The 20472-nt window shown below is 54.3% G+C and carries 19 protein-coding genes; 7 read left to right on the forward strand and 12 right to left on the reverse strand.

All coding sequences use genetic code 11. From position 1 onward, the window contains the following. Positions 1-7: 7 nt before the first annotated feature. The 10 genes from H9L41_RS14540 to H9L41_RS26240 form a co-directional block, all read right to left on the reverse strand. Entirely contained in the window at positions 8-877 is an 870-nt protein-coding gene (locus tag H9L41_RS14540) for a nucleotidyl transferase AbiEii/AbiGii toxin family protein (protein ID WP_034605844.1), read from the reverse strand. Beyond that, positions 868-1722: a type IV toxin-antitoxin system AbiEi family antitoxin domain-containing protein gene (locus tag H9L41_RS14545; protein ID WP_245589151.1), complete on the reverse strand. Its 855-nt coding sequence runs from the start codon at positions 1720-1722 to the stop codon at positions 868-870. Before H9L41_RS14545 ends, H9L41_RS14540 begins: the two co-directional genes overlap by 10 nt. A 206-nt stretch (positions 1723-1928) precedes the next feature. After that, positions 1929-2105: an HAD hydrolase-like protein gene (locus H9L41_RS26235; protein ID WP_169730126.1), complete on the reverse strand. Its 177-nt coding sequence runs from the start codon at positions 2103-2105 to the stop codon at positions 1929-1931. A gap of 78 nt (positions 2106-2183) precedes the next feature. Further along, entirely contained in the window at positions 2184-2558 is a 375-nt protein-coding gene (locus H9L41_RS14555; RefSeq protein WP_157461772.1) for an HAD family hydrolase, read from the reverse strand. Beyond that, on the reverse strand, positions 2543-3112 hold the full coding sequence (locus H9L41_RS14560) for a 3'-5' exonuclease (protein WP_308417296.1): 570 nt from the start codon (positions 3110-3112) through the stop codon (positions 2543-2545). The genes H9L41_RS14555 and H9L41_RS14560 overlap by 16 nt, the downstream gene beginning before the upstream one ends. A gap of 42 nt (positions 3113-3154) precedes the next feature. Then, positions 3155-4063, reverse strand: a complete 909-nt coding sequence (locus tag H9L41_RS14565; protein WP_169730127.1) for a Mu transposase C-terminal domain-containing protein — start codon at positions 4061-4063, stop codon at positions 3155-3157. Beyond that, complete coding sequence (locus H9L41_RS14570; RefSeq protein ID WP_187523433.1) at positions 4024-4428, reverse strand: TnsB C-terminal domain-containing protein; 405 nt, start codon at positions 4426-4428, stop codon at positions 4024-4026. The genes H9L41_RS14565 and H9L41_RS14570 overlap by 40 nt, the downstream gene beginning before the upstream one ends. Positions 4429-4481: 53 nt before the next feature. After that, complete coding sequence (locus H9L41_RS14575) at positions 4482-5087, reverse strand: hypothetical protein (protein ID WP_187523434.1); 606 nt, start codon at positions 5085-5087, stop codon at positions 4482-4484. An 82-nt stretch (positions 5088-5169) separates the two neighbouring features. Continuing rightward, on the reverse strand, positions 5170-5685 hold the full coding sequence (locus tag H9L41_RS14580) for a hypothetical protein (protein ID WP_265583794.1): 516 nt from the start codon (positions 5683-5685) through the stop codon (positions 5170-5172). Between the two features lie 502 nt (positions 5686-6187). Further along, positions 6188-6358, reverse strand: a complete 171-nt coding sequence (locus H9L41_RS26240; RefSeq protein WP_265583795.1) for a helix-turn-helix domain-containing protein — start codon at positions 6356-6358, stop codon at positions 6188-6190. 438 nt (positions 6359-6796) lie between these two features. Between H9L41_RS26240 and sbcD the strand changes: the two genes are divergently transcribed. The 7 genes from sbcD (at position 6797) to H9L41_RS14610 (ending at position 15719) form a co-directional block, all read left to right on the forward strand. Then, on the forward strand, positions 6797-7798 hold the full coding sequence (gene sbcD, locus H9L41_RS14590) for an exonuclease subunit SbcD (protein ID WP_308419519.1): 1002 nt from the start codon (positions 6797-6799) through the stop codon (positions 7796-7798). Further along, positions 7690-8016, forward strand: a complete 327-nt coding sequence (locus tag H9L41_RS25805; protein WP_308419669.1) for an exonuclease SbcCD subunit D C-terminal domain-containing protein — start codon at positions 7690-7692, stop codon at positions 8014-8016. Before sbcD ends, H9L41_RS25805 begins: the two co-directional genes overlap by 109 nt. Continuing rightward, a complete protein-coding gene (locus tag H9L41_RS24955; RefSeq protein WP_265583796.1) occupies positions 8013-9137 on the forward strand; it encodes an AAA family ATPase in 1125 nt (374 codons plus the stop codon). Before H9L41_RS25805 ends, H9L41_RS24955 begins: the two co-directional genes overlap by 4 nt. Further along, positions 9092-11434, forward strand: coding sequence for an SbcC/MukB-like Walker B domain-containing protein (locus tag H9L41_RS14595; protein ID WP_265583797.1), 2343 nt, complete (start codon positions 9092-9094; stop codon positions 11432-11434). The genes H9L41_RS24955 and H9L41_RS14595 overlap by 46 nt, the downstream gene beginning before the upstream one ends. 110 nt (positions 11435-11544) lie before the next feature. Next, positions 11545-12774 carry an ABC-three component system protein gene (locus H9L41_RS14600; protein ID WP_034605847.1) on the forward strand — a complete coding sequence of 410 codons (1230 nt, stop codon included), beginning with the start codon at positions 11545-11547 and terminating at the stop codon, positions 12772-12774. Further along, a complete protein-coding gene (locus tag H9L41_RS14605) occupies positions 12764-13423 on the forward strand; it encodes an ABC-three component system middle component 1 (RefSeq protein WP_051318630.1) in 660 nt (219 codons plus the stop codon). The genes H9L41_RS14600 and H9L41_RS14605 overlap by 11 nt, the downstream gene beginning before the upstream one ends. Further along, complete coding sequence (locus H9L41_RS14610) at positions 13398-15719, forward strand: AAA family ATPase (protein WP_034605927.1); 2322 nt, start codon at positions 13398-13400, stop codon at positions 15717-15719. The genes H9L41_RS14605 and H9L41_RS14610 overlap by 26 nt, the downstream gene beginning before the upstream one ends. Before the next feature lie 293 nt (positions 15720-16012). On the opposite strand, the gene H9L41_RS14615 is transcribed toward H9L41_RS14610, so the two are convergent. Next, positions 16013-17071 carry a ribonucleotide-diphosphate reductase subunit beta gene (locus tag H9L41_RS14615; RefSeq protein ID WP_308419520.1) on the reverse strand — a complete coding sequence of 353 codons (1059 nt, stop codon included), beginning with the start codon at positions 17069-17071 and terminating at the stop codon, positions 16013-16015. A gap of 260 nt (positions 17072-17331) precedes the next feature. Continuing rightward, a complete protein-coding gene (locus tag H9L41_RS14620; protein WP_051318631.1) occupies positions 17332-20247 on the reverse strand; it encodes a ribonucleoside-diphosphate reductase subunit alpha in 2916 nt (971 codons plus the stop codon). Between the last annotated feature and the right edge of the window lie 225 nt (positions 20248-20472).

Consider the following 20472-nt stretch of genomic DNA (forward strand, 5'->3'; position numbering starts at 1 on the left):
CTAGTTTTCACGCCCTACCCCAAGGCAGTGAGCAATAGAGCTGTTGGACCTTCTTTATGGACTCATCAAAAGAAGGCAGCTCCCCGTTAACCTCCGCCTTCAAATCGTCGTACCCCTCCTTAGCCATGCAGATAACCGCTTCATCGTGCATCGACCGCGGTCCAGGTTCGATCTCTTTACTACGACATGATTCCACGAGTATTTCGAAAATGCGGGCCAAATCTGATTCACTCAACCCGCCCACCGAATCAAGCAAAAAACAAATATCGTACACATCCTGGCGGCGATTTCTTTTTCTTATAGGCTGCTGCAACAGGGATCTTAATTTTTCCGCTATTACATTATGTAGACTATAAGTCTTAATTGTTGCACCACCGTCCAGATGCACGAACTCACACTCAAAAACCACTTCGTTGTAGCTGTAGTCTATTTCAACCACTTGCGGAGAATTTTTAACGGCAAGACGTTTCATTGCCCCAGCATTACCTATATCGGCATAACCAATTTTTAGCGCCAGAGTTTGGTGAGTCTTATTCTCACCCTTGGGTTCAATTTTATAGGACTGCACACGGCAAGCTGTTCCGTAACTTAAATGCTCTTCCGCGACTGCCAACTGCTGGGCCAATTTTTCAATCAGTTGCTCAGCACCAAGAGCGGTATAAGATTCATTTGTGGAAAAATCGATATCTCGAGTATGACGCGAGCTTTCATAACATATCGCCATGAGGAGACCACCTTTCATGACCATTTTTGCTTTTAAGTCAACTGAAAGTCCAATGGCATCTAAGATAATATGCACAGCCTCTCGAAAACCTCGCTCAGAGGCATTTGCAGCCTGCGACACCCAATGTTCAATATTAACCTGTTTCAAAGCCATTCCTCGCCGAATTCATTCTTTTGCAAGGAAGGCACATTTATAGAGAGCTTCCAAGTATCCGAATAAAAAGACGCATACTCACCCTTTGGATCAAGAACGCGAGACCCCCCCCGCTGTGCTTTAATTTTCCACCCTTCTATTCGGGGATGATTAAAACCACAAACCTCAGCCAAGAGAAAGCCAGCCCTAACTTTTTCTATAGACTTACCATGGCGCTCAATTTCTTCAACAATAAGCGGCAAGTAACGGGAGGCGCTTTCTCGATAGATGTCTATTACATGCTGAATCCCACCGCAGTGATCTGGCTCGCGTACCATATCCAGAAAGGTACGCCCGACAGTAGCAACCCTAATGGAGGGGGAGGCAATAGTTTTGAATGCGCCTCGACTTGAACGCCGCAACAACTCTACGCGCATGCCTTCTATCCGCTCAGGAAGTTGCCACTTCAGAGATGGCAACTTTGCTGCCTGATGGGCTTCATAGTTTTGAGCCAGCTCTTTAGACATTCGCTCCTTAGCCTGCTCCTTCCATTCCTTACTAGGCGGGGTGGTCAGATAAAGAATCTTAGAAAAGCGGTCAGTAATGCCATGAACCTCCATCGCGCTCAAATGAGTTACATAGGCGAAAGGATCTACGGCACACGCCACCTCCATCGGCAACGGCTTCGTGCGGCCGAACAGATGAAAGACCGTGCCAGGAAGAAAATCTTTACTTGGAGAAACCAACCGGAAAGAACCTATGCACTTAAGAACGGCCTTGTAAAGAGAGGACAGAAGCTCTGGCGTCAAGCCCATCGCATGACTCTCCCTGCAAACCAGCGCACTAAGCTCATAGCTGGTGACCACTGGCCGCTCCCAGCCAGCCAGACACTCCGCCACAGCGTCAACCACGACAGAAAGAGTTTTCTCATCCACAGTATGTACAATCGTCGTCCTAAGGACGACGATTGTACATACTGTAAAATAAATTATCAAACCGGCCATCTTGACAAATAAAATCAGCTCCGCTATGCTTTGTCCTAAGGACAAAGCATAGCGGAGCTGATGTCGATTTAACCCTGTCTGTACTGCCAAACTAGGTGTCTAAATAGTGGCTCCAGACGACTCCCTCTGTGCCCCTTTATCAAGCACGCTTGCATACCAATGCTCCACGGGCCACCTAAATCTGCCTCGACCGAATCACCCACAAAAAGCACCTCTTCAGCTGCACAGCCTAACTGCTGCAGCACATAGGCATAGATTCTCGGGTCCGGCTTGATCGCCCCTACTTCGAAGCTCCAGGCGTAGCAGTCGAGGGGTAGGCCGAGCTAAGCCACGATTGGTGCAGCGTAAGGCTCTGCAAGGTTTAAGCACAGCGCAAGCTTGAGTCCACGGTCACGCAGCGTCGCCAAGGTGCCGTTGACGTCATCGAACAATCGAATGCTCGATAGCTCTGCCTGCAGATCAGCTTCTAGTTGCTGATGCAAATCTTCCGGCAGGGAAACACCGAGTCGGGCAGCCACCTCTGGGAGACTGCCGCGTTGTGCCATGACCAGCGCGGCATCATCGGCCTGCGGCTCCCGTCCTTGTTCCTCGGCATAGCATAGCAGCCGCTTGAATGGAGCGCGGCGATCCCGGATTTCCGCCAGGGTGCCATAGACATCGAACACCACCGCCCGGATGGGTTTCAGTACGGTCGCCATGCTGCCCTACGCTCATCCCTGAGCAATCGATCACCGGTGATCCACGGCAGCATACGAGCGATATTGAGCGCATCGTCCAAGGCCCGATGATGTGCACCCTGCAATTCCAACCCACAAATGGTCAGCGCGCGCGACATGCCGACTTCCTTGCCGACGCGCTGTAGCTTGGTGAACTGCTTTTTGGCGTTGATGTGAGGTAAGGGAAGCGGGTTGGCGATGCCATGACGGGCGATCTCAAGATCGATCTGCTTGCGATCATAGGCACCCCAGCTCATCCACACCGATTCGGCTTTGGCGTGTCGCAAAGCAAATGCCTTCACCGCCTCGCTGATCTCGGCAAAGGTCGGCGCGGCATCGATGTCCTGCTGCCGGATACCGGTCAGTTGAGTGCAGAACTCCGTGAGCACCGGGCGTTCAATGGGGCGCACGAACGACTGAAACTGGTCGACGACGCGGCCATTCGACTCGGCCCAGCACGCACCGATCTCGATGATCTCCATCGCATGCGGCGGGATCGCACCGTCGTTACTGCATGTTGCTTCCAGGTCGATCACCAAGATCACATTCAGCCCCCTCTCTTCTTCTGGCGATTGCACTCATGCACTCAGCCATTGCCAGATGATTGCGCCCATCAAAAAGAAAATCCCCACCACGACCAGCAGGGCCACCAAAGCCACGATCAGCTTGCGGAAGGTGTAGCCCAGGCAGAACAGAATTAGCCCGGACAGCAGATAGATCACCTTGGCGGTCGTGGTGTGTGCCATGAAGTACGCTTCGGGCGTTGCGATGACGGGACTGGGCGCTGCCACAGCTGGACGGCGTGGTTTTGCTTCCGCTATCTGGGTCTGCTGCTGCAGCGCATTGGTCTCGCGCCGCTGGCCATTGGTGAGCTTGCGGAGACGTTTTTTACCGATTTGGCTGGCGCTGCGGATGTCATCCAGCAAGCGAGCGCGAGCCAGTGCATTCGCATTGGGGCCAAGCTTTTTGAGATCGGCCTGTGAGAACGACTTTTTGATGCGCATCGACTCGGCATGCATATAGCAATCGAGCCCGACCGTGTACTCGGGGTCGGTCGATTCAGCGAGGATGAAGGTATCTTTTTCGGCAGGATGTTGAATCAACACCGAGTGCAGGTTCAGATCGTTAACCAGCACCGTCACCCGGTCCATGCCTTGGGCCTGCAACGTCGCCAAAGCGTGCGAGAAATACTCAATGCCATCGACCTGTACCCGGCCATGCTGGACGGTGCGCATCACCGGGCGGCGCGCCAGTACATCGACATCGTCAGCCGACAGCGAGAGGGGCGCGATCACCTTGGCCTGCTCTTCCCAAGCCAGAATCGGTGCGCGGCCAGTGCGGCTATGGACCGTCTGGTGGTAGACCTCGTTGACCCATTGTTCGATCAAGTCGGCCACTTGGTTCAGCGTCAGGCACGCGTGCTTGGCCGAGTCGTAGTCTCCCCGCGCTACGGGGTTCGAGAAGGTCGTCCCCGCCAGCTTCTGCACCACCCTCGGGTCAAGATGTAGAAGAAGCGCTCGATGTGGGCCTTGCCGTTCGGGTCTCGGATTTGTGCTGGCGAAATGATGATGGCCAGCGCTTCACACACCCTGATGAAAGCACTGTTTTTAAACTCGATGCCGTTGTCTGGAATGATGAGGATGGCAACACCGCCCGGCAGGCCGCGATTTGGCCGGGTCAGCATGTCGCGAAGCGCTGCTAACGCGGTCGCGGCACTGGGCGGGTACAGGCTGATGTGCATGCCCACCACGGCGCGTGTGCACACATCAATTAGGCAGGTCAGATATGGCCGCCCCAGCACCTCCCCGCTATCCGGATCGACGACCTGGATGTCCAGTTGGTGGGTATCCAATTCAACAACCGAGAGCAGCGCGCCTGCTCGACGTGTTCTGCCTGCCGCACGGGCTATCCGGTTCGCGGCAAGCTCACCGCGCTGGGCGCGGGCGACGACATAGGGTCAAGCTGCTTGAGCCGGCGTTGAATCGAGCGTAGCGTCGGCACGCGAATATCGGTGTGGAATGCAGAGCACAAGCCCGATTCAGCCAATTTGCCGACCACATAGCTGCGAATATCGACCGCGCTGGAGCGCTCAGGTTTTAAATAAATCTGCTGTATCGCCTCATTGATAAGCACCTCGATCTCGGGATCGAATTGCAAGGCGTAGTTGCCTGATCCCCTCTTCCTGAGCAAGCCCTGTTCGCCGTGCAACTCAAAGGCCCGCAGCCAATAAATGACAGCCCTGTCTGTAGGTGGGGCTGGATCATTCAGCTCAGCAGCAACCTGCTGGATCACGGCATTGAGTGCTTTGCGCGCTGTCGGATGTGACAGTTGGCGCAGCACCGCCTCCACATAGCGATGCTTGCGAACCAGCGCCGGCGCATTGTGCTCGTGGACGGTACGCCGCACCGACTCGCTCTTCACCTTAATCTCGTTACGCTGTACGAGTTCAGCGAAGTGAGCCAAGGGCGTTTTGTGCTGATGACCGCCCGCTGCGGCGGCATAACGCACCATGCCTCGAGCCACGAAGACGACTTCAAACTCGGCACCATGTAACTCGAAGCGCAGTCCGACCTGGGGTCGATGACAGTAGCAGTCATAGTGCACCCTCCAGCTCGATTTCCTCCGGCGCATGCCAGTGCCGATGGAAGGCCAAGTAGTCCGCCAACTGTGCCGGAAAGCCGGCTTCGATTAGATGGCGATGGGCCTGCGCAAGCGAAGTTGGCTGAAATGCAGTCAGCGCTTCCGCGCCCAATTGGACTTGAGCGGGTGTCCACATTTGCAGATGCCCGCGCACGTAGCGCTGCAGCAGCCATTCCAAGTGCTTCCGACTCGGAAGCTGCGTCGCATCCACCAGCCGAAAAGGCACCTGCGCTGGATGCAACACGCTGCTGATCAGCTCACACCGGTCCAGATACGCTCGGGATAGATGGGTTATTGATGGCTTGACCTCGTGCAGTTCGAAACCACCCGTTACCAACTCAACCAGAACATCGGGGAACGCCGATTGGCCAGCCGGCAATGCGATGTGAACTGCCTGGGTGCGATAGCGCAGTACCGCTGGCGAGCGTTCCAGCACGACCGCGTAGGCCAGCTCCAGCTTGCTCTCCAACGGAATGGCACCGCCCGATTTGCGGCTGGGGAACAGCGAGGTGCTCCGACCACGCGCACCTTGGTGGATACGCCGCACCCCATGCAGAGTATTGGCGACCGTGGGGAATGCCGAAACGCGGCATCAATCTGGGCCAGAATCGGCCGGGCAGCCTCATTCGAGGCGTGAAGTAACTGCTGGCAAGGTATGCCAGCACCGTGCTGCAAAAGCATAGTGTCTCCCGAAGAAAGCGCGCCAAAGCACGGCCAGACAAGGCCTCTGGAGGGCGTGCATCAGCGCGGCCCGCCCGGAGTACGGGCGTGACTTGACGACGGGCTGCGTTCGGAAGACACTTTGGGTGCGAACCAGTTGTAGTGTCTTCAGATACCGCAACCGCAGACGGACCCGAAAGGGTCCGTTTGTGTCTGTGGGTTCAGTTCAGTGTTTGATCTGCGTCTTGTCGCTTCCCCCTACTGAGCAACCTGGTTCATCAGGCTCAGGTCCTGTTCCAAAAGTCCCCTCTTCATTCCCAGCGCAACGGCAATACGGTGGCTCTGCCCCGTGTGGGGACATGCCGCGACCGCAACACCTGGTACACCAAGGTGGGATTGAAACCGTTATGACGCGCCCATTCCGCAACAGAGATCCCGCGTAGACGGAATTCCTCAAGCACGTCTGTAGTGGTCCGAATCATGTGCGTGACCTCCGATTTATGAAGTTCCTAAAGAAACTTACCCGAACGTCAAATCAGCCTCAAGTATTTGATGTTATTAGTTTTTTATCATCACACCTTTCTAGGCTGCCGCTAAAAATGGCTGTTCAAATTCTGGTGTTTGCTATCTAGACGCCCGACTTTATTCAAGCTGCCAGCCCCGGAAATCCGGGGAATGACGCATCTCCTAGGCTTGGAGACAGCCCAGCCAGCATCTATGATCGTTAACTAATGATTAGCCGACAGAGCTAGCGTAGGGAGGATGTCCATGCAGGCAAATCGCGCCTTGCTTCTACCGGGCCCCATCAGCGCCCAATGTGCCCAATCAGCGCAGCACACCGTGCACGTCGCACGATGCCTGGCATACCTCGTTCCATCCATTCCCTTGTATATCGCGCCCCAGCCGGTGCAGGTTTAAGCATGCGCATACTGCATACATCCGACTGGCATCTGGGCCAGCACTTCATGGGTAAGACCCGACAAGATGAGCATCAGGCCTTTGTCGCCTGGTTGGTCGATCAGGTCGAGGCGCATCAGGTCGATGCGGTTCTGATTGCTGGGGACATCTTCGATACCGGCGCACCGCCCAGCTACGCGCGGGAGATCTACAACGCGCTCATCGTCAGCCTGCACGACACAGGTGCCCAGCTTGTCGTGCTTGCAGGCAATCACGATTCGGTGGCCACGCTAGGCGAGAGCAAGCATTTGTTGGCTCGCCTCGGCACCCATGTCATTCCCGCTGTTGCCGACTCGCTGGAAAGCCAGCTACTCGTTCTCAAGAATCGCGCAGGCCAAGCCGCCGCATTGCTGTGCGCAATCCCCTTTATTCGCCCCCGCGACGTCATGCAGAGCCAAGCCGGACAGAGCGCGGAAGAGAAGCAACTGAGCCTGAAAGAGGCCATCCACGCCCATTACCAGCAGCTGTATGCGCTAGCAGAAGCACGCCGAACTCAATACGAGACCCGTTTGCCAATTGTCGCCACCGGCCACCTGACCACAGTAGGTGCCAGTGCCAGTGAATCGGTACGCGAGATCTATGTGGGATCGCTAGAGGCCTTCCCCACCGCCGCATTCCCACCAGCTGACTACATTGCACTCGGCCATATCCATCGGCCCCAAAAGGTGGGGGGCTGGAACATATTCGCTACTGCGGCTCGCCTATCCCGCTCAGTTTTGATGAACTCGGCCAGCGCAAAGAAGTGTTGCTGGTGGATCTGGACGAAACGGGCTTGCAGCATGTCACCGCCCTCCCCGTGCCCCTGTTTCAGCCGCTTGCCAGTGTCAAAGGCACCTTGGCAGAACTCGGCCCAGCCATCCAGGCCGCAGCGGAATCAGCACTGCCGGGGCATCCCACGTGGCTGGAGGTCACAGTTAAAGGCGATGACTATCTGTCTGATCTACAGCCACGGATTCAAGCCTTGACCGAAGGCTTGCCGGTTGAAGTGCTGCGCATTCGGCGAGATCGCAGCGAAGTCGCTGCCCGGCTACACGCTGAGGCCAAGGTCACGCTGGATGAGCTCAGCCCGGACGATGTCTTTGCCAAACGGCTGGAACAGGAAGAGCTACCTGAAGCGTTGGCCCAGCAACTCAAGCAGCGCTACCAAGGCATTGTGGCGCTGCTGCGCGAGGGGTCGGCATGAAGATCCTCACCCTGCGCCTGAAGAACCTCAATTCGCTCAAGGGTGAGTGGAAGATCGATTTCACCCAGCCTCCCTTCAAGGACAACGGGTTATTTGCCATTACTGGCCCAACCGGGGCCGGTAAGTCCACCCTGCTGGATGCCATCTGTTTAGCGCTGTATCACGAGACGCCAAGGCTCAAAAACGTCTCCGCCTCCTCGAACGAAATCATGACCCGGCACACGGCCGACTGCCTAGCCGAGGTGGAATTCGAAGTGAAGGGGCAGATTTACCGCGCATTCTGGAGTCAGCGGCGTGCACGCGATAAAGCCGATGGTGCACTTCAGGCTCCCAAGGTCGAGCTCGCAGATGGTGATGGCACCATCCTGACGAACCACAGCAACGACAAACTCAAGCGCATTGAAGCCATTACTGGCCTCGACTTTGGACGCTTCACCAAATCAATGATGCTGGCCCAAGGTGGCTTTGCGGCCTTCCTGAACGCCAATGCAAACGAGCGGGCCGAACTGCTGGAAGAGCTGACCGGCACCGACATCTACGGGCAGATTTCGCAGCGTGTGTTTGAACAGGCGCGCGATGCGAAGAACGCGCTCGATCAACTCAAGGCCAAAGCCGACGGTGTAGAGCTGCTGCCCGACGACAAGCGCCAAGCGATGCAGACGCAAATCGCCGAATTCACGGAGCAATTGGCCTTACTGCAAAGCGAACTCGGACAATTGCAACAGCTGCGCCAATGGCGCCTGCAGCTGGCGCAAGCAGAACAAGCCACGCTGAGTGCCAAGCAAGCGGAAGACGCCGCCATCGGCGCACTGCAAGCAGCACAGCCACAACTACAACAGCTGGAAATCAGCGAGCCTGCAGAAGCGATCCGTCCAACCTTTGAAGCTTGGCAAGACGCTGACAACCGTCTGCAGCGCACCCAAGCTGGCTTGAGCGCGGCTCGGGAAACGCTGGCTTCCACGCGACAACAAGCGATCACCGCTCACTGGCAGGCAAAGCTGGTTGCAGATGGATTGGCCGAGCGCGAGGCACAACTCTGGCACGCGCAAAAGGACAGCCTCGAACAGCTGGAAGCATGGCAGACCGCACACGCCCACTTCGCCGCTTTGGGGAAAAACTAAATGGCTGGCAGGTTGAACATCGGCAGCTAGAGCAAGCCCGCCAAGCGATCTCGGCCCTTGAGGCACAACGGCAGAAGCAAGCCCAAACCCAGGCCGAGGCCACGGCACAGATTGCTGACCAACGTCAGACCCAGCAGCAAGCGCAATCGCGCCATGCAGAAAGCCAAAACCTCGTCGCCGCTGCGGAGCAGCAACTCAAGCAGCAGTTGAACGGCAGCACACTGCAAGCGCTGCGTGAGCACTGGCAACGCACACAGGAACAGGTGATTGCCTGGCAACAAATCAGCGCCGTGGCCGAGCAACTGCGCCGGATCAGCAAGCAATGCAAGGAGCAGGAAAGCGATATCGCGGCGGCTAACCAGCAATTGCTGGAGCGGCAAGCCGCCTTGGATACAGCCCGGAATGACTATCGCCAGCGAAAAGAGCAGGTAGAGGACAAGCGCAAGCTGCTCGAACAAGAGCAACGTATTCAGAGCCTGGAGGCCCACCGTGCGACCTTGCAGCCCGGTGAGGCATGCCCACTGTGCGGCTCGCCCGAACACCCCGGTGTTCATCGCTATCAGCAGCTCGATATATCGGCCACCGCGCTCGCACTTCAGGATAAAGAAACGGCACTGCAGCAGGCGCTAGAAGCTGGCCAGGCGATTAAAAGCGAGATCGATCAACTAACCGGTTGCCTAGCGCAGTACCAGCAAGCACTAACCGGGCTGGTTCAAACCCAACAAGAAATCCAAACCAAGTGGGATTCAGCAGCTCCCGCCCTAGGGCTAGCAGCAACGGCTTGGCATGCGCCCGATTTGCTGGCGCAAGGGCTAGAAGACAGGGCACGGCAGGAAGCCACGCTAAAAGCCAACCTTGAGCAAGCCGAGACGGCACAGCAAGCCCTGATGAAAGCCCGCGAAAGCGAGGCAGCACATGCTGCGCAGCGACAAGCTGCAGACGCGCAATTGGCACTACTGCAACAAACACATGATCAAGCTGCCCAGCGCATTAACGAGCTTGAGCAGCAAATTGCCAAGGATGCAGCAACCCAGCAGCAAGCGGCCAAGGACCTCAGCGCCGCCATTGCTGCTTCCGGCTTTGCCCCAACCGATGATATGACCAGCTGGCTGGAAAGCCGCCAGCAAGACTGGCAAAGCTGGCAAGCGCAGCAGAAAGCACTGCAACAACAAGCCATTAACCTGCAAAAGCAGCAGCAGCGCAGCGAACAAGCCAACGGCCATAAAGAGGCATGGCAAACACGCTGGGACAAACTAGCCGTACCTGCGCCACTGCAAGAAACAACCATCGTAGCCAGTGAAGCACTGCTGGCGCAGTTCGCCACGCAAGTCGAGCAACTCACATCGCAGATCGCAACCTTGCAGGGCCAGGAAGCGCAATTGGCCGCAGATTGGCAAAACCAGCTGCAACTAGGCGAAGCCGCAAAAGTCACCTGGTTAGCGGCTTTGGCGCACAGCCCTTTTGCCGACCAAGCCACCTTCGCGCAAGCGCTGCTACCCGCAGAAGCCCGCCAACAGCTACTCACCTTGCGCCAACAGCTACAGCAAGCGCTCGAACGCAGCCAAGCCGTACGGCAAACAGCGGCTGCGGCGCTGCTCCAGTTGCAAGAACAAGCACTCACCCCGCTCGACCTTGCCGAGCTAGAGACACAAATCACAGCGCAGGATACACAACGGCAAACCATTTACGCAGAACAGGGTGCGCAACAGGCACTGTTACGCGACGACACACAGCGCAGAGACAATCAGGCCGTTCTGTTTGAGCAGATTGCCGCGCAAAATACTGACGTGGATATCTGGCAGCGACTCAATAGCCTGATCGGCTCTAAGGAAGGCGACAAGTTCCGCAAATTTGCCCAAGGGCTGACGCTAGACCACTTGATGCATTTGGCTAACCAGCATTTGGGACGGCTGCATGGCAGGTATTTACTGCAGAGAAAATCGACAGGTGAATTAGAGCTGGAGATTATAGACATCTGGCAAGCAGATGTACGTAGAGACACTAGAACGCTATCTGGTGGTGAGAGCTTTTTGGTAAGCCTGTCATTGGCACTAGCACTAGCTGACTTAGTTAGTCACAAGACGTCAATTGATTCTTTGTTTCTAGACGAAGGTTTTGGCTCACTTGATGAGAATTCTTTGGAGATTGCACTAAATTCATTGGATGCAATAAACTCCTTAGGAAAATCAATCGGGGTAATAAGCCACATTGAAAGCGTTAAAGAAAGAATCAATATACAGATATCCATAGATCAAGCTTACGGAATAGGAACTTCGAGTCTAAATATCCGCACTTAAATTTCTGGCCAGTAGTAGCCATTAAAGATATCAACAACCAAACTCCAGCCCTGCTTAGGTTTAGTTCAAAACTGTGCAGCCATGTCTGACAATTGTAGGAGGCGTCATTAGTGAGCGAAGAAAATTACCCTGGAAGTGCGATTTCCTCTTGGAGTGGCTTTGTCTACCAAGGGAAAGTTGCTCTATATCATAGTCTGACACTTATGAACGAAGGCGATCTGGACTTTGAGCTGCAGCTAGATAGCACCGATGACTTTGCGATCTACAAAAGAAACAAATTAGTTTCAACTCACCAAGTAAAAGCTAAAGTTGGGAACTATCGTTCAATATACGAAAAAGCTCTAGAGAAATCAGGGGAAATATCTGGTGATAGGATTCAAGGCACTCAACGGTATTTTCACATCTCCGTAGAGATAGATGACACCTCTGATTTTACCGCCACCAGCAAAGAAACTGTCAAATTCTATGAATATGGCAAGAAAAAATACTGCGGCCTTGGCGAAATAGAACAGCTAATCATCAATAAAATTAAAGAATTCTGCAACAAGAAAAACAAGGACTCAATAGTAAGCGAAAACAATGTAAAGCTAAATTACTGCTTGATGTCAGAGAAGATCAACTCAAAGGCCATAGAAATTCACAAGAAAAACCAAGTTGAAGGCGTGCCCGAAAATGAAGCCGCATATAAATGCAGAATTAGTTCAACCGAAATAATAAATGACTTACTAAATCACAATCCATATACTGACGTTGAGTACTTCGCCGTTGAATTACGGAAAGAACTCTATGATCACCTAGAGATGATGCTAGACGACGCCCTACCATCAATGACTGATGTTCAATATCAGAGAGCACGAGATTTGTTTGATTATATACAGAAGCTGGAATCAGATGACTTAAAACGCTTATGTCAGATAGTCAAACCATCGGAGAACTTCTCAAAAATTCAACAAATGGATATCGAACGCTACTCCGAACTCATCAATACACTTTGCGTGGAACCAATTTTTAGTGAGCTACCTCATTATAAAGATGATCAGAAAATATTTTACTTACCCACGGCAATATCAATAAATAACGATAAAGAAGGTCAGAGATGCGCAGAGCACATAAGGCATCAATTATCAAACAACGAAACGCTGGTAAAAATATTATTTGAATACAGCAATTTAATTGCATGCCACGCAGCGAAATCCTTTTCGATAGACTCCGGAATAACAGTAAATGTAGATCCTGAAAAAATTGCAAAAGAAGATAACAGAGAAAACCGAATAACGAAAGCACTTAACATAAGTGTTCTTACAAAAAATGACGCCGAGAGAAAACTAAATGCTCAGTAATATAATACATGCCGCCCTTGAAGAGAATCACTTCTCTTTGATCGATAAGGGAGAGTTGACGCAATACTATATTCGCGAGAATGGCGAATCCGTCAGGTTTTCCATCCTACACCAAATGGAAAAATTACCAAGCCCTGAAGAGCTAAATATAGAAATTACGCAGAATGCACCAAAAAGTTTTTTAAACAATTCAGCCTTCAGAAAAAACTGTGACTTGATATGCATCGTCAAACTTAAATCTCTTTCAGACTTCAAAACCATCGAGGATGCAATATTTTCCATCGAAGAAGATCCATACCACTATAAAAAATACGTCTTATATTACAGTGCATCCGAAGAGGAAATTACAAATAACCTAAGCTACACAGACATCATAAAAACGATATCTGACAAACAAAAATTCGACGAATATAAAAGCGACCCTTTGGCACCGTCAATTTACAGTATCGCAGCAAAAATTTTTATAAAGTTGCCTTTCCTGCAACTTCCATTCAAAAAGCGCGAACTGGTTCCGCTGAAAATTCAGGCACAGGAAGCGGTTGACAACTCGGAATTGACGACTCAGTATGAATTAATTCAGCGCGATTTAGAAATTCAAACCCTAATAGAGACATTGGTTAATCATGAACTGGAAAATATCTCGAATTGAAATTGCAAGCTTTAAAGCTTTCAAAAAGCTAAGCTTGAATGTAGATAGCGCATCACTTCTAACACTGGATGGCCCCAATGGATTTGGCAAGACCAGTATTTTTGATGCACTTGAACTGCTATTCACAGGAAAGATCGAGAGAGTTAAGCGTCTTTTCTCAAAAATAATGGTCTTAAACCAACTCCATTACCAAGACAACTTATATTGGAATATTAGATCAATCAATCATGACCTATATATAAAAGTGGAGTTTACATGCAATGAAGAAAAGTTAGTTTTAGCGAGGCATGCCCGCGCAAATGCTCGTCGAACAGATACAAATAGAGCTGATAAATTCTCGCAATTTTCGCTCTACCAACTTGAGGATTTTAGCTCAAGCAACTTTTCGGAAAACAATGCTCGAGATGAAAGCTTCATAGAAGAAGTATTTGGTGAAAACTTCCAAGCCAACTACTCATTCTTGAATTACCTGGAGCAAGGGCAAAATGAGTATTTATTTTCCACAAAAGTCGATCGTAGAAAGGATGAGCTCGAGGGACTAATTAATACATCCGCAATCAATTCAGTCATAAGCAGATGCAAGGAGGTAGAGCGCGGACTTACCCAAAAAGCAAAGACACATGAGACAAAAGAGCAAGAGCTGGTGCGCACCAGTGACTCTCTCCGTACTTTATTGGAAATAGGGCTAGAAGGCGTAGAGTATAAGCAGCTCAGTACTAGCGACACTCAGCCTGGATGGGACAAAGAGGAATTATTTCCTAGTTACTCCAAAGAGATACATGATGCCTATCTCAACGAGTTGTTTAATCTTTCCGAGCTTATACCACTGAAGCAAGCCATCAAAATCAGAGTGGAAAATGACAAGATTGAATCATATATAGCACATAACAATGAGCTACTGAAAGTCGTAGCTCAGCTGGGAAAGACAATTGGCAAACTGAACGAACTAGATACGACTAAGAATGCGCTCGATTTATTAAATTCTGCTAAAAGCATTCTACTGAAGGGGGCGATGACCATAAAGCTGTCTGAACTTGAAAGCATTCAAGACTGGGATCCTCGCGAGTTTAGAGGCCTTGATGATCAGATCAGAATGCGAGATGAACTAATTAAGATAACCACATCAAGCACGGCGGCTTCTGCTGAAATTGAAAGACTAAAAGAGCGCCTTATTGCTGAGCATCAAAAACTAGTCAAAGATGACAAAGACTGCCCATTATGCGGAGCAGACTGGGGCTCCCATCAAGCACTATTAGATGCAATTGAAGAGAGGGCTTTATCCATTCAAAGCTCATTAAACTCGGACGGAAAAAAGCTACTTGAAACCTCAAACACTATAGCAAAAGCCATAGAAATTCTTGCTGAACGAAATGGGGACTATTTATCAAAAGCTAGTGCAGCATATGATTCCGAATTGCACTCAGTACTTACAAAACACAAGGAAAAAATCAGCAAGATTCAAGAGTTAATCATCCGACTTGAAGCTAACGATTACATAGTTCAAGACACATACAGCGTTGATCCGACGGAGATCGAAAGACGCCTAGCCACATTAATCACCACAATTCGCTCCAAAAAGAAACAGGAGTTAGCCTCCTTACCAGAACATTGGAGAGTTACGCTTAATAACGCCTTCAAGAGCGAAAGCGATTTCTACCTTCTAGAGACAAATGAAATCGATAGGAAAATAAAATACATCTCCCTAAAAGCAAATGAGTCGAAAAGCAAGGAGCTTAACAAGTGCATCTTGGAATTGAATAACATTCGCAAAGTAAGGATGGCCACAACAACAGCCAAAGAAAAAATCACCAAACTCAAGAATGAACTAATTAGGATTGAAAAATCCTACTCCGACCAAACCATTTCCGAGATAGAGCTTATATTTCATATTTACAGCGGAAGGCTTATACAAAACTACCAGCGTGGACTTGGTTTGTTTATAGAGAGCCGCGATGGAAAACAACTGCGATTTTCTACTGCCGAGAGTTCTGGGCATGATGCAATTCTTTCCATGAGCTCCGGCCAGATTTCTGCGCTTAGTTTAGCGTTCTTCTTTTCACTTAATAAAGTGTATTCCCGAGTTCCAATAGTAATGATTGACGACCCATCTCAATCACTGGATGAGATTAACATAGCCTCTCTTACTGACTTACTTCGCTGTGAGCTTAATGATCGCCAGCTAATTGTATCTTCACATGAGGAGGAAATTTCTTCTTACATGAGGTATCGCTTTGCAAGAGCGGGCTTGGCTACTTTGACGCTTAATATGCAAACAATCGCGAAGGAAGTTAGTTAATCTACTTCTGTAACTTACAAAATCCATGCCAAACCTCTCCGCATTTTGACTTTAAGCCCTATTTTCATTGATTGAATTTTCCCAGATTGGGCAAGTCATGTATTACATGCAGCTGGCGCACCATGCGTCCCTCGATAAAATATTATGCGTTGGAAATGGCAAACGGCTATTGCTGGACAAAAGTAAGCCCCGCGACAGCGGGGCCTCTTTAAAAAGAATGAAAACTGTGTGTCGTCGGATGAAAAATTATGCGTCGTAAATGAAAAATTATCTGTCGCCCGACGAACAAACATTTAATCCCAGCTCAACGCCCCACCCGACTGATACTCAATCACCCGCGTCTCGAAGAAGTTCTTCTCCTTCTTCAAATCAATCATCTCACTCATCCAAGGGAACGGATTCGTCGCCCCCGGGAACATCGGCTCCAACCCAATCTGCTGCATCCGCCGATTGCAGATGAAGCGCAGGTAGTCCTTGAACATCGAAGCATTCAGCCCCAGCACGCCGCGCGGCATGGTGTCCTCGGCGTAGGCGTATTCGAGCTCGACCGCCTTCTGGAACAGCGCGACCAGGCTCTGCTTGAATTCCTCGGTCCACAGGTGCGGGTTCTCGAGCTTGATCGTGTTGATCAGGTCGATGCCGAAGTTACAGTGCATCGATTCGTCGCGCAGGATGTACTGGTATTGCTCGGCCGCGCCGGTCATCTTGTTCTGGCGGCCCAGCGACAGGATCTGCACGAAGCCGACGTAGAAGAACATGCCTTCCATGATGCAGGCGAACACGATCAGCGACTTGAGCAGCTGCTGGTCCGCGGCCGGCGTGCCGGTCTTGAAGTTCGGGTTGGTCAGCGCGTCGATGAACGGGATCAGGAAGTCGTCCTTGTCGCGGATCGACTTGATCTCGTGGTAGGCGTTGAAGATCTCGGCTTCATCGAGACCCAGGCTTTCCACGATGTACTGGTAGGCGTGGGTGTGGATCGCCTCCTCGAAGGCCTGGCGCAGCAGGAACTGGCGGCATTCGGGCGCGGTGATGTGGCGGTAGGTGCCGAGCACGATGTTGTTGGCGGCCAGGCTGTCGGCGGTGACGAAGAAGCCCAGGTTGCGCTTGACCACGCGGCGCTCGTCCTCGGTCAGGCCGTTCGGGTTCTTCCACAGCTCGATGTCGCGCTGCATGTTGATTTCCTGCGGCATCCAGTGGTTGGCGCAGGTGGCCAGGTACTTCTCCCAGGCCCATTTGTACTTGAACGGCACCAGTTGGTTGACGTCGGTGCCGCCGTTGATGATGCGCTTGTCGACGGCGCTGACGCGGCTGCTGCTGTGCGATTGCACGCTGGCGGTGTTGTAGTCGGCCACGGCGGGGGCGCTCTCGAAACTGTATTGCGCTTGGACCGGTGCGGCGGGCTGAGGTGCGGCCGGGCGGGCGGCTTGCGGCTGTTGCGGCGCGGCGGGGTGTCGTCCCAGGACAGCATGGCGGGTAACTCCTGTATGCATGGGGCCATGGCGGCGCAGCGCGCCACCATGGCCGGTCTTCGTTCGGTCGGGTTTGCCTGGTTCAGGCTCGGGCGGGGCCGGCGATCAGGCGAACGAATCGCCGCAGCCAGCCCCACAGGGCCTTACTGGCAAGCCTCGCACTCGGGGTTGTCGATCGAGCAAAACTTGGCGCCTTCTGCGGCGCCGTCTCCCGCTGCGTAGCTCGACGACGGGGCGGCCGCCACCGGCGCCGCAGCCTTGCTCACACCGCCGGCCACCGGCACGGCGTTCAGTTCGCCGCCGCGGCCGGTCGACTTCTCGGCGCTCGATGCCGACAGCGTGCGCAGGTAGTAGGTGGTCTTCAGGCCGCGCACCCACGCCAGCTTGTACAGGTCGTCCATCTTCTTGCCGCTGGCGCCGGCCATGTAGATGTTCAGGCTCTGCGCCTGGTCGATCCACTTCTGGCGGCGCGAGGCGCATTCGACCAACCAGCTCGGGTCGATCTCGAAGGCGGTGGCGTAGAGGTCGCGGATGTCCTGCGGCACGCGGTCGATGCGGGCCAGCGAGCCGTCGAAGTACTTGATGTCGCCGATCATCACGTCGTCCCACAGGCCGCGCGTCTTCAGCTCGTCCACCAGGTGCTCGTTGATCACCGTGAATTCGCCCGACAGGTTCGATTTCACGAAGATGTTCTGGTAGTTCGGCTCGATCGAGGCCGATACGCCGACGATGTTGGCGATAGTCGCGGTCGGGGCGATCGCCAGGCAGTTGCTGTTGCGCATGCCGTAGGTGGCGATGCGGCTGCGCAGCTCGGTCCAGTCGAGCGAGGCCGAACGGTCGACTTCGAGGTAGCCGCCGCGCGCTTCGCCCAGCAGGTCGATGCTGTCCTGCGGCAGGATGCCGCGCGACCACAGGCTGCCGGCGTAGCTCGGGTACTTGCCGCGCTCTTCGGCCAGCTCGGTCGAGGCCCAGTAGGCGTGGTAGGCGACCACTTCCATCGAGGTATCGGCGAACTCGACCGCGCCCTGGCTGGCGTACGGCGTGCCCAGGAGGTGCAGGCAGTCCTGGAAACCCATGATGCCCATGCCGACCGGACGGTGCTTGAGGTTGGAGTTGCGCGCCTTCTTGACCGGGTAGTAGTTGATGTCGATCACGTTGTCGAGCATGCGCATGGCGGTCTTGACCGTGCGCTTCACCTTGTCGCCGTCGAGCACGTACTTGCCGTCGGCGCCGCGCACCATGTGGTTCACCAGGTTGACCGAGCCGAGGTTGCAGACGGCGATTTCGGTGTCGTTGGTGTTCAGCGTGATCTCGGTGCACAGGTTGGACGAGTGCACCACGCCGACGTGCTGCTGCGGGCTGCGGATGTTGCACGGGTCCTTGAAGGTGAACCACGGGTGGCCGGTTTCGAACAGCATGGTCAGCATCTTGCGCCACAGCTGCAGCGCCGGGATGCGCTTGAACACGCGCAGCTCGCCGCGGTCGGCCTTGGCTTCGTACTTGAGGTAGGCGGTCTCGAATTCCTTGCCGTACAGGTCGTGCAGGTCGGGCGCTTCGCTGGGGCTCAAGAGCGTCCAGTCGGCGCCTTCCATCACGCGCTTCATGAACAGGTCGGGGATCCAGTTGGCCGTGTTCATGTCGTGGGTGCGGCGGCGGTCGTCGCCGGTGTTCTTGCGCAGTTCGAGGAATTCCTCGATGTCGGCGTGCCAGGTCTCGAGGTAGGCGCAGACGGCGCCTTTGCGCTTGCCGCCCTGGTTCACCGCCACGGCGGTGTCGTTCACCACCTTGAGGAAGGGGACGATGCCCTGCGACTTGCCGTTGGTGCCCTTGATGTGGCTGCCGAGCGCGCGCACCTGGGTCCAGTCGTTGCCGAGGCCGCCGGCGAACTTGCTCAGCAGCGCGTTTTCCTTGAGGCCCTCGTAGATGCCGTCGAGGTCGTCGGCGATGGTGGTCAGGTAGCAGCTGGAGAGCTGCGAGCGCAGCGTGCCCGAGTTGAACAGGGTCGGGGTCGACGACATGAAGTCGAAGGTCGACAGCACGTTGTAGAACTCGATGGCGCGCGCTTCGCGGTCGATCTCGCGCAGCGCCAGGCCCATGGCGACGCGCATGAAGAAGGCTTGCGGCAGTTCGATGCGGGTGCCGTGGATGTGCAGGAAGTAGCGGTCGAACAGCGTCTGCAGGCCGAGGTAGTCGAACTGGTAGTCGCGCTCGTGCTTCATCGCGGCGCCGAGGCGGGCCAGGTCGAACTGGGCCAGTTCGGGGTCGAGCAGCTCGGCCTCGATGCCCTTCTTGATGAAGGTCGGGAAGTATTCGGCGTAGCGGGTCGCCATGTCCTCGTGCGTCACTTCCTCGCCCAGCACTTCGCGGCGCAGGCTGTGCAGCAGCAGGCGGGCGGTCACGCGCGAGTAGGCCGGTTCCTTCTCGATCAGCTGGCGGGCGGACAGCACGGCGGACTTGCGCACTTCCTCGGCCGGCACGCCGTCGTACAGGTTCTTCAGCGTCTCGCCGACGATGTGCTCGGCGTCGGTGATGGTCTCGAAGCCCGAGCAGGCCGATTGCACCAGCGCGCGCAGGCGGGCCACGTCGAGCGGCTTGCTGACGCCGTCGTCGTTGACGTTGATGCCGGCGGCGGGCGCGTGGTCGGCCTCGCCCTTGGCCAGCCGCTCCTGGTGGCGGCGTTCGCGGTACAGCACGTAGGCGCGGGCCACGTCGTGCTCGCCCGAGCGCATCAGCGCGAGCTCGACCTGGTCCTGGATGTCTTCGATATGGATGGCGCCGCCTTCGGGCTTGCGGCGCATCAGGGCGTTCACCACCGAGTCGGTGATCCGCTGCACGGTCTCGCGCACCGAGGCCGATTGGGCCGCCGCGCCGCCGTGGGTGGCCAGGAAGGCCTTGGTGACGGCGACCGAGATCTTCATCGGTTCGAACGAAACGACCGAGCCGTTGCGACGGATGATCTTGTATTCGGCGACCTGCTGGGTCGCGGCCGCGCCCTGGCCGGCGCCCTCGTGCGGGTAGCTGGTGCGGGCGCTGCTGGCGGTATCGGTGGTGGTGTACATGTCGATTCGATCCCCTTGTACTGACTTGGTTTGGACCGCGTTCCGGCAGGAGGATGCCGGGAACGCGCCGGAGTGGATGGACCGGATGGCGCAGGACGCCGTCGGTCGTTTATCTGGCCAGCCTGGAGCCGCCGTTGCGGCATGCCCGATGCATGGCCTGGGCTGCGCACCGTAAAAGTCTCACGCCGGAAAGCCCGGCGCGGGGTGTGCATAAACCTGTGTAGA

It is taken from the genome of Chitinimonas koreensis (genome assembly GCF_014353015.1).
In the GTDB taxonomy this organism is placed as follows: Bacteria; Pseudomonadota; Gammaproteobacteria; order Burkholderiales; family Chitinimonadaceae; genus Chitinimonas; species Chitinimonas koreensis.